General features: G+C 72.5%; 15 protein-coding genes and 1 riboswitch. Of the genes, 10 read left to right on the forward strand and 5 right to left on the reverse strand.

Annotation, left to right across the window (positions count from 1 at the left end; translation table 11 throughout):
* Entirely contained in the window at positions 1-960 is a 960-nt protein-coding gene (locus ACZ7EC_RS17525) for an ABC transporter substrate-binding protein (RefSeq protein ID WP_471063369.1), read from the forward strand.
* Positions 961-1,075: 115 nt separating this feature from the next.
* On the opposite strand, the gene ACZ7EC_RS17530 is transcribed toward ACZ7EC_RS17525, so the two are convergent.
* Entirely contained in the window at positions 1,076-1,573 is a 498-nt protein-coding gene (locus ACZ7EC_RS17530) for a carboxymuconolactone decarboxylase family protein (protein ID WP_471063371.1), read from the reverse strand.
* A gap of 46 nt (positions 1,574-1,619) precedes the next feature.
* On the opposite strand from ACZ7EC_RS17530, the gene pdxR reads away from it, so the two are divergent.
* On the forward strand, positions 1,620-3,008 hold the full coding sequence (gene pdxR, locus ACZ7EC_RS17535) for a MocR-like pyridoxine biosynthesis transcription factor PdxR (RefSeq protein WP_471063373.1): 1,389 nt from the start codon (positions 1,620-1,622) through the stop codon (positions 3,006-3,008).
* Between the two features lie 11 nt (positions 3,009-3,019).
* On the opposite strand, the gene ACZ7EC_RS17540 is transcribed toward pdxR, so the two are convergent.
* Both ACZ7EC_RS17540 and ACZ7EC_RS17545 read right to left on the reverse strand, forming a co-directional pair.
* A complete protein-coding gene (locus tag ACZ7EC_RS17540) occupies positions 3,020-3,877 on the reverse strand; it encodes a helix-turn-helix domain-containing protein (RefSeq protein ID WP_471063375.1) in 858 nt (285 codons plus the stop codon).
* A 243-nt stretch (positions 3,878-4,120) separates the two neighbouring features.
* Positions 4,121-4,963, reverse strand: a complete 843-nt coding sequence (locus tag ACZ7EC_RS17545) for a DMT family transporter (protein ID WP_471063632.1) — start codon at positions 4,961-4,963, stop codon at positions 4,121-4,123.
* A 128-nt stretch (positions 4,964-5,091) separates the two neighbouring features.
* Between ACZ7EC_RS17545 and ACZ7EC_RS17550 the strand changes: the two genes are divergently transcribed.
* The 5 genes from ACZ7EC_RS17550 to ACZ7EC_RS17570 all read left to right on the forward strand — a co-directional run bounded on the left by ACZ7EC_RS17550 (position 5,092) and on the right by ACZ7EC_RS17570 (position 10,298).
* Entirely contained in the window at positions 5,092-5,472 is a 381-nt protein-coding gene (locus ACZ7EC_RS17550) for a hypothetical protein (protein ID WP_471063377.1), read from the forward strand.
* A gap of 13 nt (positions 5,473-5,485) precedes the next feature.
* Positions 5,486-6,670, forward strand: coding sequence for a glutathionylspermidine synthase family protein (locus ACZ7EC_RS17555; protein ID WP_471063379.1), 1,185 nt, complete (start codon positions 5,486-5,488; stop codon positions 6,668-6,670).
* Between the two features lie 84 nt (positions 6,671-6,754).
* A riboswitch (ZMP/ZTP riboswitch) is annotated at positions 6,755-6,842 on the forward strand.
* 33 nt (positions 6,843-6,875) lie between these two features.
* Positions 6,876-8,324, forward strand: coding sequence for a glycine hydroxymethyltransferase (locus ACZ7EC_RS17560; protein WP_471063381.1), 1,449 nt, complete (start codon positions 6,876-6,878; stop codon positions 8,322-8,324).
* A gap of 170 nt (positions 8,325-8,494) precedes the next feature.
* Positions 8,495-9,511, forward strand: a complete 1,017-nt coding sequence (gene trpS / locus ACZ7EC_RS17565) for a tryptophan--tRNA ligase (protein WP_471063383.1) — start codon at positions 8,495-8,497, stop codon at positions 9,509-9,511.
* Between the two features lie 202 nt (positions 9,512-9,713).
* The gene (locus ACZ7EC_RS17570) at positions 9,714-10,298 is read left to right on the forward strand and encodes a 2'-5' RNA ligase family protein (RefSeq protein WP_471063385.1); all 585 of its coding nucleotides are present in this window, start codon (positions 9,714-9,716) and stop codon (positions 10,296-10,298) included.
* Positions 10,299-10,305: 7 nt separating this feature from the next.
* Here the strand turns inward: ACZ7EC_RS17570 and ACZ7EC_RS17575 are convergent, their stop codons facing one another.
* Positions 10,306-11,061, reverse strand: coding sequence for an SDR family NAD(P)-dependent oxidoreductase (locus ACZ7EC_RS17575; protein WP_471063634.1), 756 nt, complete (start codon positions 11,059-11,061; stop codon positions 10,306-10,308).
* Positions 11,062-11,222: 161 nt separating this feature from the next.
* Between ACZ7EC_RS17575 and ACZ7EC_RS17580 the strand changes: the two genes are divergently transcribed.
* Positions 11,223-12,134: a YihY/virulence factor BrkB family protein gene (locus ACZ7EC_RS17580; RefSeq protein ID WP_471063387.1), complete on the forward strand. Its 912-nt coding sequence runs from the start codon at positions 11,223-11,225 to the stop codon at positions 12,132-12,134.
* Here the strand turns inward: ACZ7EC_RS17580 and ACZ7EC_RS17585 are convergent.
* Positions 12,082-13,356, reverse strand: coding sequence for a D-alanyl-D-alanine carboxypeptidase family protein (locus tag ACZ7EC_RS17585; RefSeq protein WP_471063389.1), 1,275 nt, complete (start codon positions 13,354-13,356; stop codon positions 12,082-12,084). The genes ACZ7EC_RS17580 and ACZ7EC_RS17585 overlap by 53 nt on opposite strands.
* A gap of 16 nt (positions 13,357-13,372) precedes the next feature.
* Between ACZ7EC_RS17585 and ACZ7EC_RS17590 the strand changes: the two genes are divergently transcribed.
* Both ACZ7EC_RS17590 and ACZ7EC_RS17595 read left to right on the forward strand, forming a co-directional pair.
* Positions 13,373-13,621: an SCO4848 family membrane protein gene (locus ACZ7EC_RS17590; protein WP_471063391.1), complete on the forward strand. Its 249-nt coding sequence runs from the start codon at positions 13,373-13,375 to the stop codon at positions 13,619-13,621.
* Positions 13,622-13,848: 227 nt separating this feature from the next.
* Positions 13,849-15,393: an ABC transporter substrate-binding protein gene (locus ACZ7EC_RS17595; RefSeq protein ID WP_471063393.1), complete on the forward strand. Its 1,545-nt coding sequence runs from the start codon at positions 13,849-13,851 to the stop codon at positions 15,391-15,393.
* Positions 15,394-15,402 lie beyond the last annotated feature (9 nt).

Below are 15,402 nucleotides of genomic sequence, written 5' to 3' on the forward strand. Positions count from 1 at the left end.
ATGCGGATCCGACTGCGCCCGACGATTCCCGTCGCGCTCGCCGTGCTGGGCCTGACCACCGGCTGCGGCGCCGCCGACATGACCAAGCAGGCCAGCCCGTTCGCGCACACCGGCGGCGGCAAGAGCGTCACGCTGTCCGTGCAGTCCTGGGTGGGCGCCGAGTCCAATGTGGCCGTCGCCCAGTACCTGCTGGAGCACAAGCTGGGCTACCGCGTGGACACCGTGCAGGTGGACGAGGTGCCCGCGTGGGACGCGCTGAGCCAGGGCCGGGTCGACGCCATCCTGGAGGACTGGGGCCACCCCGACCAGGAGAAGCGCTACGTCGACGACAAGAAGACGATCGCCCGCGCCGGTGGTCTCGGGGTGACCGGGCACATCGGCTGGTTCGTGCCGACGTACCTCGTCAAAGAGCACCCCGACATCACCGACTGGCACAACCTGAACAAGTACGCCTCCCTCTTCCGCACCGCGGAGAGCGGCGGCAAGGGCCAGCTGATGGACGGCTCCCCGTCCTACGTCACCAACGACAAGGCCCTGGTGAAGAACCTGAAGCTGGACTACCAGGTCGTCTTCGCCGGTTCCGAGGCCGCGCAGATCACGCAGATGAAGCAGTTCGCCAAGGAGAAGAAGCCCTTCCTGACGTACTGGTACTCGCCGCAGTGGCTGTTCAAGAAGGTCCCGATGACGGAGGTGAAGCTGCCGCCGTACAAGGACGGCTGCGACGCGGACGCGGCGAAGATCGCCTGCGCCTACCCGCGCACCCCGCTCCAGAAGTACCTGAACGCGGACTTCGCGAAGTCGGGCGGCAAGGCGGCGGAGTTCCTGAAGAAGTTCCGCTGGACCACCGACGACCAGAACGAGGTCTCGCTGCTGATCGCCCAGGACAAGATGTCCCCGGACGCCGCCGCCAAGAAGTGGGTGGACAGCCACCCCTCGGTCTGGAGGAAGTGGCTGTCCTGAGCCTCGGCCGGCGCAGCCCGGCCCCGCGTCCGCCGAGCGCGGCGGGCGCGGGGCCGTGGCCGTGGGGGAGGGCCCGCCTACGGGCGCCTCGCGCGCGGCGTCTGCCCGCCGTCGCTCAGCGGTGCTGCCCCGGCTCGTAGTGGCCCGGCGTCATCCGGGCGGTGACGCCGAACCGGTTCCAGGCGTTGATCACCGTGATCGCGGCGATCAGCCGGGTCAGCTCGGCCTCGTCGAATTGCTTGGCGGCCCGCTCGTACACCTCGTCCGGCACGAAGCCGTCGGTGAGCACGGTGATCGCCTCGGTCAGCTCGATCGCCGCCAGCTCCTTCTCGGTGTAGAAGTGCCGCGACTCCTCCCACGCGCCGAGCTGGACGATCCGCTCCACGCTCTCCCCGGCCGCGAGCGCGTCCTTGGTGTGCATGTCCAGGCAGAACGCGCAGTGGTTCAGCTGCGAGGCGCGGATCTTCACCAGTTCCAGCAGCTTCGCATCCAGCCCCTGACGTGCGGCGATGTCCAGCCGCACCATCGCCTTGTACACGTCCGGAGCGTGCTCGCTCCAGTTCAGACGGGGGGCGTGCTCGGGGGCGTACTCGGTCTTCTCATCCGTGTTCATGCCTCCAACCTAGAAGCGGGGCAGCCCAGGAGTATGGTCCATTTCCATGGCGGAATCCTGGGCCACTTCGGGCGTCGACCTACATCTGGAACCGGCCGGCCCCGGCGGGCTGCGCCGGGGGCTGACCGACGCCCTGCGCGACGCGGTCCGCACCGGCCGACTCGCCCCCGGCACCCGGCTGCCCTCCTCACGGGCCCTCGCCACCGACCTCGGCATCGCCCGCAACACCGTCGCCGAGGCGTACGCCGACCTGGTCGCCGAGGGCTGGCTCACCGCCCGGCAGGGCTCCGGCACCCGCGTCGCCGCACGCACCGTGGTCCCGCCGAGCGGCCCCGCCCGCCGGCCCCGCACCCCGGCCCGGCCCACCCACAACCTCGTCCCCGGCACCCCCGACCTCGCCGCGTTCCCGCGCGCCGAGTGGGCCAGGGCCGCCCGCCGCGCCCTCGCCGCCGCCCCCAACGAAGCGCTCGGCTACGGCGATCCGCGCGGCCGCATCGAACTGCGCACCGCCCTCGCCGGCTACCTCGCCCGCGTCCGGGGCGTCCGCGCCGACCCCGGCAACCTGGTCGTCACCGCCGGCTTCTCGCACGCGCTGCGCGTCCTCGGCCCGGTGCTGCGCGCCCGCGGGGTCCGCTCGGTGGCCGTCGAGTCGTACGGCCTCGACGCCTACTGGGGACTCCTCCAGGCCGCCGGGCTCGCCACCCCCGCCCTGCCCTGGGACGAACTCGGCACCGATCCGGGCCCGTTGACCACCGAGGGCGCCGTACTCCTCACCCCCGCCCACCAGTTCCCCATGGGCATGCCCCTGCACCCCGACCGGCGCACGGCGGTGGTGGACTGGGCCCGCCGCACCGGCTCCCTCGTCCTGGAGGACGACTACGACGGCGAGTTCCGCTACGACCGACAGCCCGTCGGCGCCCTCCAGGGTCTCGATCCCGACCGTGTCGTCTACCTCGGCACCGCCAGCAAGTCCCTCGCGCCCGGCCTCCGGCTGGGCTGGATGGTGCTGCCGCCGGCCCTCGTCGGGGAGGTGCTCGCGGCCAAGGGGCACGCCGACACCGTGGGCGCGCTCGAACAGCTCACCCTCGCCGAGTTCCTCACCTCCGGCGCCTACGACCGCCAGGTCCGCGCCGCCCGCCTGCGCTACCGGCGCCGCCGTGACGCCCTCGCCGCGGCCGTCGCCCAGCGCGCGCCCGGCGTCCGGGTCACCGGGGTCGCCGCCGGTCTGCACGCGCTGCTGCGGCTGCCGCCGGGCACCGAGGCCGCCGTCGTCCAGGCCGCCGCCTGGCAGGGCCTCGCCCTGCACGGCCTCTCCTTCCACCGCCACCCCGAGGCCGTCGCCGAGCAGGTGGACGCGCTGGTGGTCGGGTACGGGACGCCACCGGACAGCGCGTGGGCGGGCGCGCTGGAGGCGCTGTGCAGGGTGCTGCCCTGAGCGGCGGCGGGTCAGTCGGCGGCCGGGCGGAAGACCAGGGAGAAGAACCGGGCGCCCGGTGAGCCCAGCGGCTGCGCCGCGCACAGGGTCACCAAGCCCCGCGTGGACGGCGCGTGTTCGGCGCAGCACCGGTCGGCCCCGTCGGCGGCGAGCCCCGCGTGCCGTACCGGCCGGGTGTCCCCGTCCTGCTGCACGTAGGTGATGTCGTGCCGGCGGTAGACGGGCCCCACCACGGGGTCGTCGTTCACCTCCGCGTCGAGCTGCCGCAGATCGGGGTTGTCCGGGTGGGCCGCCACCGCCGCCCGCAGCTGGGCCGCCACCGGCGCCGCCCACCGCTGCTCCCAGTCCACCAGATGGTGCTCGCGCGCCTCCTCGCGCAGCAGCAGCCAGCGCATCACGTTCCGCTCGGGCAACTCCGGCCGCGCGCCCGCTCGCCGGGGGAACATGCGCAGGAAGTCGTCGTTCCAGGCGAGCAGGTTCCACGCCACGTCGTTGACGTAGCAGGGCACGCCGGACATGCTCTGGACGGCCGTGAACCAGGCCGGGTCCACCCGTGTGCCGGCCTCCGGGTTCATGGGGACCGGCGGCTCGTGGCCCAGCGCGTAGACGTACAGCGCGGTCCGCTCCGGCTCCGCCATGCGCAGCACCCCGGCGACCGCGTCGAGGAACTCGGACGCGGGGGAGGACATGTCGCCCCGCTCCAGCTGGGCGTAGGTGCGCTCGGAGACGTACAGCGCGTGCGCCACCTGGGCCTGGGAGAGCCCGGCGGACCGCCGGCCGCGGCCGCTGCGCCGGGGCCAGCCCAGCTCGACGGGATCGATCAGCGAGCGCTTGTGCCGCAGCAGCGACCGCAGGGCATCCCGGTCCATCCCAACTCCCTCTCGGCGCGGGCCGCCTGACCGGCCCGGCAAATACCGGAAGTCTACGTTCCTGAAAATCCGGTTCCGGAAAATCCGGCTCCTGGTCACGGACGGCCGCAGACCGCAGGATGGTGCGCGGACCGGTTGCGCTGCGGGGGGCGCAGCCGGTCCCTCGTTCTCCAGGGACCCCGCGCCGCCAGTCCGGTCGGTGCGGATTGCCGCTCGTCAGCCTCCGGCGGTCCGCCGCGCTCGTCAGCCTTCGGCGGTCTCCTCCGCCGTCTCCGCCGCCGGGGCCTCGCCGAAGCGGGCCAGGGCCAGGGCGCCCGCCACGGCCACCGCGAAGCCCAGCACGGCCAGCCAGGCCATGCCCTCGCGGGTGCGGTCGCCGAGCCAGACGACGCCGATGGCCGCGGGTCCGAGCGTCTCGCCGATCACCATTCCGGCGGTCGCCGTGGTGACCGAGCCGCGCTGGAGGGCCGAGGTCAGCAGCATGAAGGCGGCACCGCCGCCGAACAGCAGGGCGTACGTCGCCGGGTTGGTGAGCAGGGTGGCGGGGGCGAGGCTGTCGATCAGCCGGACCGACACCTCGACCACCCCGAACCCGAACCCGGCGCCGAGCCCGAGCACCAGCCCCCGCGCCCGCCCGGACAGCCGCCCGCCCGCGAGCCCGAGCAGCAGCAGCCCGACCCCCACCCCGAGCATCACCCACCGCAGCGTGTCCGAACCGGCCTTGCCGCCCTCCGGTCCGGAGGCGAGGCCCAGCATGGCGAGCCCGGCGCACACGACGCCCACCGCGCCCCATTCCATGCCGCGCAGCCGCACCCCCAGCAGCCGCGCCGCGACCACCGCCGTCACCGCGAGGCTGGCCGCGAGGGCGGCGCCGACCGCGTAGATCGGCAGCGAGCGCAGTGCCGCGATCTGGAACAGGAAGCCCAGCCCGTCCAGCCCGAGCCCGGCGATGTACCGCCACTGCCGCAGCGCCCGCAGCAGCAGCGCCGCCTCACCGCCGCCACCGGGACCGGCCTGTCGCGCCGCCACCGCCTGCAACACCGTCGCGGTACCGAAACAGACCGCCGCGCCAAGGGCGCACACCATTCCAAAGAGCACAAAGGGACTCTAAGGGAGCCCCGCCACCGTCCTGTCATGCTCACCCCCCTTGGCCGGTTCTCATACCGGTCTCTAGGCTTGCCGCACCGCACATCGCACACGGGGGAGACACGAACATGGCCGAATCCAGGCGACGGCTGCGCTCCGGCACGGTGGTCCTCGGGAGCGTCGGCCTGCTGGCCGCCGCGCTCACCGCCTGCTCCTCGGAACCGGACAAGCGCTGCGTGGACCGGGACAGCTACAGCTACGCCAAGGGCTACAAGGTCGTCTCCGACAAGAACTGCAAGGCGGTCAAGTCGGCGGTCGACGGCGCCTGGTACTACGGCGGCAGGAAGAAGGGCTCCTGGGTGGACGGCGGCTCCTTCACCAAGCCCCGCCACGGCTCCGGGCACTCGACGGGCCACTCCACGCACCACTCCTCGACGCACTACGGCTCCGGCTCCGGCGGCGTGCACCGCGGCGGCTTCGGCGGCGGCTCGCACAGCTCCGGCGGCTGACCGGGACCGCCGGATGGAACGCCGTACCACCACCCCCCGCCCCGGCTGGCAGCGCACCGTCGAGGAGCAGGGCCTGATCTACCCGCTCACCCGCCACCCCGACGGAAGCCTGCGCCCCTACTGGGACGAGAGCGCCTACTACGTCTTCTCGCTGCCCGAGGTCGAGGCGCTGGAGGAGACGGTCGCCGAACTGCACGCCATGTGCCTGGCGGCGGCGGAGCACATCGTGGCGCGGGGCCGCCTCGCCGACCTCGGCATCACCGACCCCGCCGTCGCCGCCGCCGTCACCGAGTCCTGGCACCGCCGGGCCGAACTCCCCTCCTTCTACGGCCGGTTCGACCTGCGCTACGACGGCACGGGCCCGGCCAAGCTGCTGGAGTACAACGCCGACACCCCCACCTCCCTGGTGGAGGCCGCCTGTCCGCAGTGGTTCTGGATGGAGGACCGCTTCCCCGGCGCCGACCAGTGGAACTCGCTGCACGAACGCCTCGTGGAATCCTGGCGCAGACAGTCCGCGCTGCTCCCGCCCGGCGGCCTCCTGCACTTCGCGCACTCCGCCGCCGACGAGCTGGGCGAGGACCTGATGACGGTCGCCTACCTGAAGGAGACCGCGGAGCAGGCGGGCCTCACGACCGACTGGCTCGCCATGGAGGAGATCGGCTGGGACACCCTCTCCGGCCGCTTCGTGGACAAACGGCTCCGGTTCATCCGCGCCCTGTTCAAGCTCTACCCCTGGGAATGGCTCACGACCGACGCATTCGGCGGGCATGTCCTGGACACCCTGGACAACGGCGGCGGCACCGGCGGCACCCTGTGGATCGAGCCCGCCTGGAAGATGCTCCTGAGCAACAAGGCCCTGCTGGCGGTCCTGTGGGAGCTGTACCCCGGCCACCCCAACCTGCTGCCCGCCCACCTCGACGGCCCCCGCGACCTCGCCGCCACCACCGGCTACGCCGCCAAGCCGCTGCTGGGCCGCGAGGGGGAGGGCATCACCCTGCACCCGGCGGGCAGCCCGCCCGCCGTCCGCCCCGACCCCTGCTGCTACCAGCAGCTCGCGACCCTGCCCGCCTTCGACGGCAACCACGTCGTCCTCGGCGCCTGGGTCATCGACGGCGAGCCCGCGGGCCTCGGCATCCGCGAGTCGGCGAGCCCCGTCACCGACGAGTACGCCCGCTTTCTGCCCCATGTGATCCTCTGAGCGCCGCCGTCCGCACCCGCGCCCTCGCGCTCGCCCGCATGGTGGACGCCGGATCTCGCCGCCTCCACCCGGCCGGTACGCTGAGCCACGGGCCGTGACTGGCGCGCAGGGATGGGACGGACCATCGGGGAGCGGCCCGCGGGAAACAGTGCCGTGCGCCTGGGCCGAACGTGAACGCCGAAACGCACCCCGTCCGGAGGTCCCCATGCCAGAGCAGCACCTGTCCACCGAGTCCACCGCCTTCCGCGCCGCCCTCGACGTGATCCGCGCCGTGGAGCCGCGCGTCGCCGACGCCATCGGCCAGGAGGTCACCGACCAGCGCGCGATGCTCAAGCTGATCGCCTCCGAGAACTACGCCTCCCCGGCGACCCTCCTCGCGATGGGCAACTGGTTCAGCGACAAGTACGCCGAGGGCACCGTCGGCCGCCGCTTCTACGCCGGCTGCCGCAACGTGGACACCGTGGAGTCCCTGGCCGCCGAGCACGCCCGCGAACTCTTCGGCGCCCGGCACGCCTACGTCCAGCCGCACTCCGGCATCGACGCCAACCTCGTCGCCTTCTGGGCCGTACTCGCCGACCGCGTCGAGGTCCCCTTCCTGGCGAAGACCGGCGCCCGCCAGGTCAACGACCTCACCGACGCCGACTGGGCCGAGCTGCGCCAGGCCTTCGGCAACCAGCGGATGCTCGGCATGTCCCTGGACGCCGGCGGCCACCTCACCCACGGCTTCCGCCCGAACATCTCCGGCAAGATGTTCGACCAGCGTTCCTACGGCACCGACCCCGCGACCGGCCTCATCGACTACGACGCGCTGCGCGCCCAGGCCCGCGAGTTCAAGCCGCTGATCATCGTGGCCGGCTACTCGGCGTACCCCCGCCTGGTGAACTTCCGGATCATGCGCGAGATCGCCGACGAGGTCGGCGCGACCCTCATGGTCGACATGGCCCACTTCGCCGGCCTCGTCGCGGGCAAGGTCCTCACCGGCGACTTCGACCCGGTCCCGCACGCCCAGATCGTCACCACCACCACCCACAAGTCGCTGCGCGGCCCGCGCGGCGGCATGGTGCTGTGCGACGACTCCCTCAAGGACCAGGTGGACCGCGGCTGCCCGATGGTCCTCGGCGGCCCGCTGCCGCACGTCATGGCCGCCAAGGCGGTCGCCCTGGCCGAGGCCCGGCAGCCCTCCTTCCAGGACTACGCCCGGCGGATCGTGGAGAACTCCCGCGCGCTGGCCGAGGGCCTGATGCGGCGGGGCGCCACCCTGGTCACCGGCGGCACCGACAACCACCTCAACCTGATCGACGTCGCCGGCTCCTACGGCCTCACCGGCCGTCAGGCCGAGGCCGCCCTCCTCGACTCCGGCATCGTCACCAACCGCAACGCCATCCCGGCCGACCCCAACGGCGCCTGGTACACCTCCGGCATCCGCATCGGCACCCCCGCCCTGACCACCCGCGGCCTCGGCACGGCGGAGATGGACGAGGTGGCCGGCCTGATCGACCGCGTCCTGACCACGGCCGAGCCGGGCACCACCAAGTCCGGCGCGCCGAGCAAGGCCGCCCACGTCCTGGACGAGAAGGTCTCCGACGAGGTCGCCCAGCGCGCGACGGACCTGGTCGCGGGCTTCCCGCTGTACCCCGAGGTCGACCTGGGCTGACGAACGCCCCGAGGGCCAGCCGGCCCAGGGGGTCGCGGGGCCGTATCCGCTGTGCGGCCCCGCCGCGGGGCGCGACCGGCCACGACGGTCCGCGGCCCCCCCCACGCCCCGCACCACCCCCCACCTCCCTGGGGCCGACCCCACCCCCGGCCGATGAGAGAATGGGCCACATGGCCCCCGCTGAAAAGCCCCGCGTGCTCTCCGGTATCCAGCCCACCGCCGGCTCGTTCCACCTCGGCAACTACCTCGGCGCCGTCCGCCAGTGGGTATCCCTCCAGGAGACCCACGACGCCTTCTACATGGTCGTCGACCTGCACGCGATCACCGTCCCCCAGGATCCCAAGGAACTGCGGGCCAACACCCGCCTCGCCGCCGCCCAGCTCCTCGCCGCCGGTCTGGACCCGGAGCGCTGCACCCTGTTCGTGCAGAGCCACGTCCCCGAGCACGCCGAGCTGGCCTGGGTGATGAACTGCCTGACCGGCTTCGGCGAGGCCAGCCGGATGACCCAGTTCAAGGACAAGTCCGCCAAGCAGGGCGCCGAGCGCGCCTCGGTCGGCCTGTTCACGTACCCGATCCTCCAGGTCGCGGACATCCTGCTGTACCAGGCCCACCAGGTTCCGGTCGGCGAGGACCAGCGCCAGCACATCGAGCTGACCCGCGACCTGGCCGAGCGCTTCAACGGCCGCTTCGGGCAGACGTTCACGATCCCGTCGCCGTACATCCTCAAGGAGACGGCGAAGATCTACGACCTCCAGGACCCGGCGGTCAAGATGAGCAAGTCGGCGTCCACGCCGAAGGGCCTGATCAACCTCCTGGACGAGCCGAAGACCACCGCCAAGAAGGTCAAGAGCGCGGTCACCGACACCGACACCGTCATCCGCTACGACGCGGAGGCCAAGCCGGGCGTCTCCAACCTGCTCACCATCTACTCCGTCCTCACCGGGAAGCCGATCCCCGAGCTGGAGCGGGAGTACGAGGGCAAGATGTACGGCGCGCTCAAGACCGACCTCGCCGAGGTCATGGTCGAGTTCGTGACGCCGTTCCGGGAGCGCACCCAGCAGTACCTGGACGACGCCGAGACACTCGACGCGATCCTCGCCAAGGGCGCCGAGAAGGCCCGCGCCGTCGCCGCCGAGACCCTCGCGCAGGCGTACGACCGGGTCGGCTTCCTCCCGGCGAAGCGCTGAGCGGAGCACCGGACGGCACGGCCCGCGCCGGGGGGCACGGAACCGGCGCGACGGCGCACGGCCGTTCGCACGTCCACGTGGGCAGAGCGCTGCACATCACTTCCGTTGCGCCTGCCCACAGGACACCCATAGCCGTACAGTCGGAGCCGAAGGCCCGTACGAGTCGGCCGAGCAGACGACGGACGCGACGACAGGAGACGACGTGGGGACCGTAACGATCGGCGTGTCGATCGCGGTTCCGGAGCCTCACGGCAGCCTGCTCCAGGAGCGGCGCGCGGGCTTCGGCGACGCCGCGGCCTACGGCATCCCCACCCACGTCACCCTGCTGCCGCCGACCGAGGTGGACCGCGCCGCGCTGCCCGCCGTCGAGGCCCATCTCGGCAAGGTGGCCGCGGCCGGCCGCCCGTTCCCGATGCGGCTGCACGGCACCGGTACCTTCCGGCCCGTCTCCCCGGTGGTCTACGTCCGGGTCGTGCGGGGCGCCGAGGAGTGCGCCCTGCTCCAGCAGCGGGTCCGCGAGTCCGCCGGGCCCTGCGCCCGTGAGCTGCAGTTCCCGTACCACCCGCATGTCACCGTGGCGCACGGCATCGAGGACGCGGCGATGGACCGCGCCTTCGCGGAGCTGGCCGGATTCGAGGCCGAGTGGCCGTGCACCGGGTTCGCGCTGTACGCGCAGGGCGCCGACGGGGCCTGGCGCAAGCTGCGCGAGTACGCCTTCGGCGGCCGGGTCGTACCGTCCCAGGCGGGCCCCGCCGACATCGGCAGCGGGACCGTCGCCGGCCGCTGACGGGCCGTCACAGCGGCAGTCTGCGGAACAGCGCCCGCGGCGTGTGCCGCAGCGCGGCCGTCACCAGCCGCAGCACCCCCGGCACCCACACCGTCTCCGCGCCCCGGCGCAGGCCCAGTTCGATCGCGGTGGCGACCGCCTGAGGGGTCGTGGCGAACGGCTCGCGGGGCCGGTCCGCCGTCGCCCTCGTCCGCACGAATCCGGGTCGTACGACCATCACATGCACCCCCGTGCCGTACAGCGCGTCGCCGAGGCCCTGGGCGAAGGTGTCGAGGCCCGCCTTGCTGGAGCCGTAGATGAAGTCGGCGCGCCGGGCGCGTTCGGCGGCGGTGGCGGACAGGACGACGAGCGAGCCGTGGCCCTGGGCCTGGAGGGCGCTCGCGGCGACGAGGCCCGCGGCGACCGCCCCGGTGTAGTTGGTCTGGGCGATCCGCACGGCCCGCAGCGGCACCCGCTCGTCGTGGGCCTGGTCGCCGAGGACGCCGAAGGCGAGCAGCACCAGGTCGATGGCGTCCTCGGCGAACACCTTGCCGAGCACGGTCTCGTGGGAGGCGGGGTCGAGGGCGTCGAAGCCGACCGTACGGGTGTCGGCGCCGAGCGCGCGCAGGCTCTCGGCGGCCTGCTCCAGCGCGGGGGAGGGGCGGCCGGCCAGCCAGACGGTGCGCGCCCCGCGGGCGATCAGCCGGCGGGCGGTGGCGAGCGCGATCTCGGAGGTGCCGCCGAGGACGAGCAGGGACTGGGGCAGCGCGAGGGCGTCCTTCACAGGCATGCCCGTGACCGTATCGTCCAGGTGTGTGCCCTTCATCCCTGAACGTCACCTTGCCAGGGCGAAGACCACCCGAACGTGGGATGGCCGGGCTCCGGTCCGCGAAACGGTCGCGGCCGCCCGGACATGGGAGACCGCGCACCGGGCAGGAAAGGATCATGGACTGGCTGAAGAGACTGCCCGTCGTCGGGCCGCTGGTGACCTGGCTGACGGCCACGCACGCGTGGCGGGCGTACGAGCGGCTCGACCGGGTGAAGTGGTCCCGGCTGGCGGCGGCCATGACGTTCGTCAGCTTCGTGGCGCTGTTCCCACTGCTCACCGTGGCCGCGGCGATCACCGCGGCCACGCTCGGCCCCGCCCGGCAGCAGACCGTCGAGCACAAGATCGCCGAGCAGTTTCCGGGGGTCGTCTCCCAGCAGCTGGACATCACCACGCTGGTCCGGAACGCGGGCACCGTCGGCGTCATCGCGGGCGCCGTGCTGCTGCTCACCGGCGTCAACTGGGTCGGCCAGGTGCGGGACTGCCTGCGCGCGGTCTGGGAGCTGCCGGACAAGGACCAGAACCCGCTGGTCGCCAAGGCCAAGGACGCCGGCATCCTGATCGGCTTCGGCGGCGCCCTGCTCGTCACCCTCGCCGCGTCCACGCTCGCCACGGCGGCCGTCGGCAGGGTCTCCGACGGGCTGGGCCTCGCCCAGCACGGCTGGGGCACCGCGCTGCTCCAGGTCGCCGCCTTCGCCGTCGCCGTGCTCGCCGACTTCCTCGTCCTGCTCTACGTGCTGACCCTGCTGCCCGGCGTGGAGCCGCCGCGCCGCCGCCTGGTGCTCGCGGCGCTGCTCGGCGCGGTCGGCTTCGAACTGCTGAAACTTCTGCTCAGCGGCTATATCCAGGGGGTCGCCGCAAAGAGCATGTACGGCGCGTTCGGGGTCCCCGTGGCGCTGCTGCTGTGGATCAACTTCACCGCGAAACTGGTCCTGTACTGCGCCGCCTGGACGGCCACGCCGAGCGGGCTGCCGAAGCTCACGGCCGTGGCCGACGGCGCATCAGGTCCGGCAGCGGCCACCGGCGGTTGACCAGGAAGACGCCGCCCGCCAGCAGGACGAGCAGCCCGCCCGCGACGGCGAGCGCGGTGCCGATCCCGCGTGAGCCGGTCGCGGTGGCCGCCACCGCCGTGGAACCGGCCTGCCCGGCAGGCGCCGACGCCTTCGGCGAGCCGTCCGGCGCCGTGCTCGCCGGCGCGGCGCTCCGCGGCGGCACCAGCTCACCCACCCGCTCGACCTTGCCGACCGCCTGGAAGCCCCAGTCGAACAGCTTCGCCGTCTCCTTGTAGACCTCGTTGTGCTCCCGCTTCTGCGGATTCATCACGGTGACCAGCAGCACCCGCTTGCCGCGCTGGGCGACCCCGGTGAAGGTGGCGCCCGCGTGGGTGGTGTTGCCGTTCTTCACCCCGGCGATGCCCTGGTAGACCGGCACGTCGGTGTCCCCGCTCAGCAACCGGTCGGTGTTGCGGATCTGCTGGCCGTCGAAGTCGGCGCTCACGGTGGAGCAGTAGTCCCGGAAGTCCTTCTTCTGGAGCCCGGAGCGGGCGATCAGGGTGAGGTCGTACGCCGAGGACACCTGGCCCGGCTCGTCGTAGCCGTCGGGGGAGACCACATGGGTGTCCAGGGCCTGGAGTTCGTCCGCGTGGCGCTGCATGTCCTGGACGGTCTGGGCGACGCCGCCGTTCATCGCGGACAGCACGTGCACGGCGTCGTTGCCCGAGCGCAGGAACACCCCCAGCCACAGGTCCCGGACGCGGTAGCTGCGGCCCGCCTTGACGCCGACCACGCTGGAGCCCTCGCCCATGCCCGCGAGGTCCTTCGCGGCCACCTTGTGCTCCGCCGTGCGCGGGAAGCGGGGCAGCAGGGTGTCCGCGAACAGCATCTTCATGGTGGACGCCGGGGGCAGTGCCCAGTGCGCGTTGTGCGCGGCCAGCACCTCGCCCGTCTGGGCGTCGGAGACGATCCAGGAGCGCGCGGTCAGTCCCTCGGGCAGCACGGGGACGCCGGGCGCGAGGTTCACCTGGGTGCCGGGCCGTCCGAGCCGGGCTCCGCCGAGCGTCGACATATGGGCCGGGGGCGCGGTCGCCGGGGCGGGGGCGGCGAGGGCGGCGGGCGCGGTGGCGGCCAGGGTCAGCAGGGTCGCGGCGCCGGCCAGCAGCGGGCGCCGGGCGGTCCTGCGGAGTGCGGGCGCGGCCCCGGACGCATCCGCGGCCCACCGGGTGGACCGGACCCAGCCCCTGCTCCCGGAACGCACCCCGGATACTGGAGGTATGAAACTCAGCCGCCCGGTCTCCTGGTTCCTGCTCGCCTTCGGGGTGTGGAGCTGGTTCATCTGGGTCACTTTCGTAAAGAACCTGGTCAAGGACGGCAGCGGGCTCGCCTTTCACGACGGCCGGCCGACCGTCTACTTCTGGGTGCACCTGGTGCTGGCGATCGTCTCCTTCGTATTGGGGACGGTCATCGGGGGCATCGGGTTGCGCGGTCTGCGGGCCCTGCGCCGGGAGCCGTCGTCCATGTGACCGGAATCTCCCCCACCACTTGTGGAGACGCTGTGAAGGCACGGCGGACGCCCGGCGGAGACAACGTCTTGGGCAAGTTCTTCCACAACTGGTCAGAAAGCCCTTCCCACGCCGAAACACGTGTGATTGGGTGAGCCGCGTCACTCAGGGGAGTGGCGGGATTTGTGCTGACCAGGGGTAGGGCCTCACAAGGGTCTGGGGAGGGCACCACCGTGCGATCTGTTCGCATGCGGATTGTCGTGACGTTGCTCGTGCTGGCTGTCGTGGGCATCGGCGGCTGGAAGCTGCTGCCGTCACAGGAGAACAAGAACAGGACCATCACGGTCGGGACGACGGACGCGGTCACCTCGCTCGACCCGGCCGGGGCGTACGACGCGGGCTCCTGGGCCCTGTTCAGCAATGTGTTCCAGACGCTGCTGAGCTTCGAGCCGGACGGGGTGCAGCCGGTGCCGGACGCGGCCAGAAGCTGCGCCTTCGTCGGCAGCGATCTGAAGACGTACCGGTGCACGCTGCGCGACGGCATCAAGTTCCCCAGCGGGCGGGCTATGACGGCCCAGGACGTGAAGTTCTCCTTCGACCGGGTCAAGCGGATCAACTCCGACGTGGGCCCCTCCTCCCTGTTCACCATCCTGTCCGCGGTGACCGCCGACGACGCGCGCACCGTCACCTTCCACCTGTCGGCGCCGGACGCCACCTTCCCGCTGAAGGTCGCCACCGGCGCGGGCGCGATCGTGGACCGGGAGACCTACCCGGCGGACTCGCTGCGCAAGGACTCCGCGGTCGACGGCACCGGCCCCTACCGGCTCACCTCGTACACCAAGGGCGAGCAGGCCCGGCTCGCGCCGAACCCGACCTACAAGGGCTACCTCTCCTCCACCGGCCGCCCGATCGACCTGCGTTACTTCAGCGACTCCGCGAAGCTGGACGCCGCCTGGAAGGCGAAGGACATCGACGTGGCGTCGCGCACGCTGCCGCCCGACGTGCTCGCCGGGCTGAACCCGAGCGACCCGAAGGAGCGGGTGACCGAGTCCGACTCCTCCGAGACCCGCAACCTGTACCTCAACACCCGCGTCAGCTCCCCGCTGCACGACGTGCGGGTGCGGCAGGCGGTCGCCTGGCTGGTCGACCGGGAGCAGTTGGCGGCCACCGTCTACCAGGGCACGGTCGACCCGCTGTACTCCCTGATCCCGACCGGCATCACCGGCCACACCACGTCCTTCTTCGACACCTACCCGACGCAGAGCGCGAAGAAGGCACGCGCCCTGCTCACCGAGGCCGGGGTGAGCCTGCCGGTCCGCTTCACCTTCGCCTACGGCGAGGGCCAGGGCCCCGGCGAGCAGGAGGCCGCGGCGCTGAAGAAGCAGCTGGAGGCGGGCGGCCTGTTCAAGGTCGACGTCAAGGGTTACGAGTGGACGGACTTCCAGAGGCGGATGGCCGCGGGCAAGCTCGACGCGTGGGCCGTCGGCTGGGTCGCGGACTACCCCGACGCCGACACCTTCGGCCAGCCCCTCGTCGGCACCGGCTCCACCATGGCCACCGGCTACAGCAACAAGACGGTCGACCAGCTCATCCGCAACAGCCAGCAGTTCGCCGACCGCGGCCGCGCCGCCGCCGACTTCCAGCAGATCCAGTCCACCATCGCCAGCGACGTCCCCCTGATCCCCCTGTGGCAGCGCAAGGAATACACGGTCACCTCGGAGGACGTCGGCGGCGGCCAGTACCTGATGGACGCCACGGGCGTGTACCGCCTGTGGCGCCTGGACTGGATCTGACCGGCGGCC

The sequence above is a fragment of the Streptomyces sp. NPDC037203 genome, from assembly GCF_055605065.1.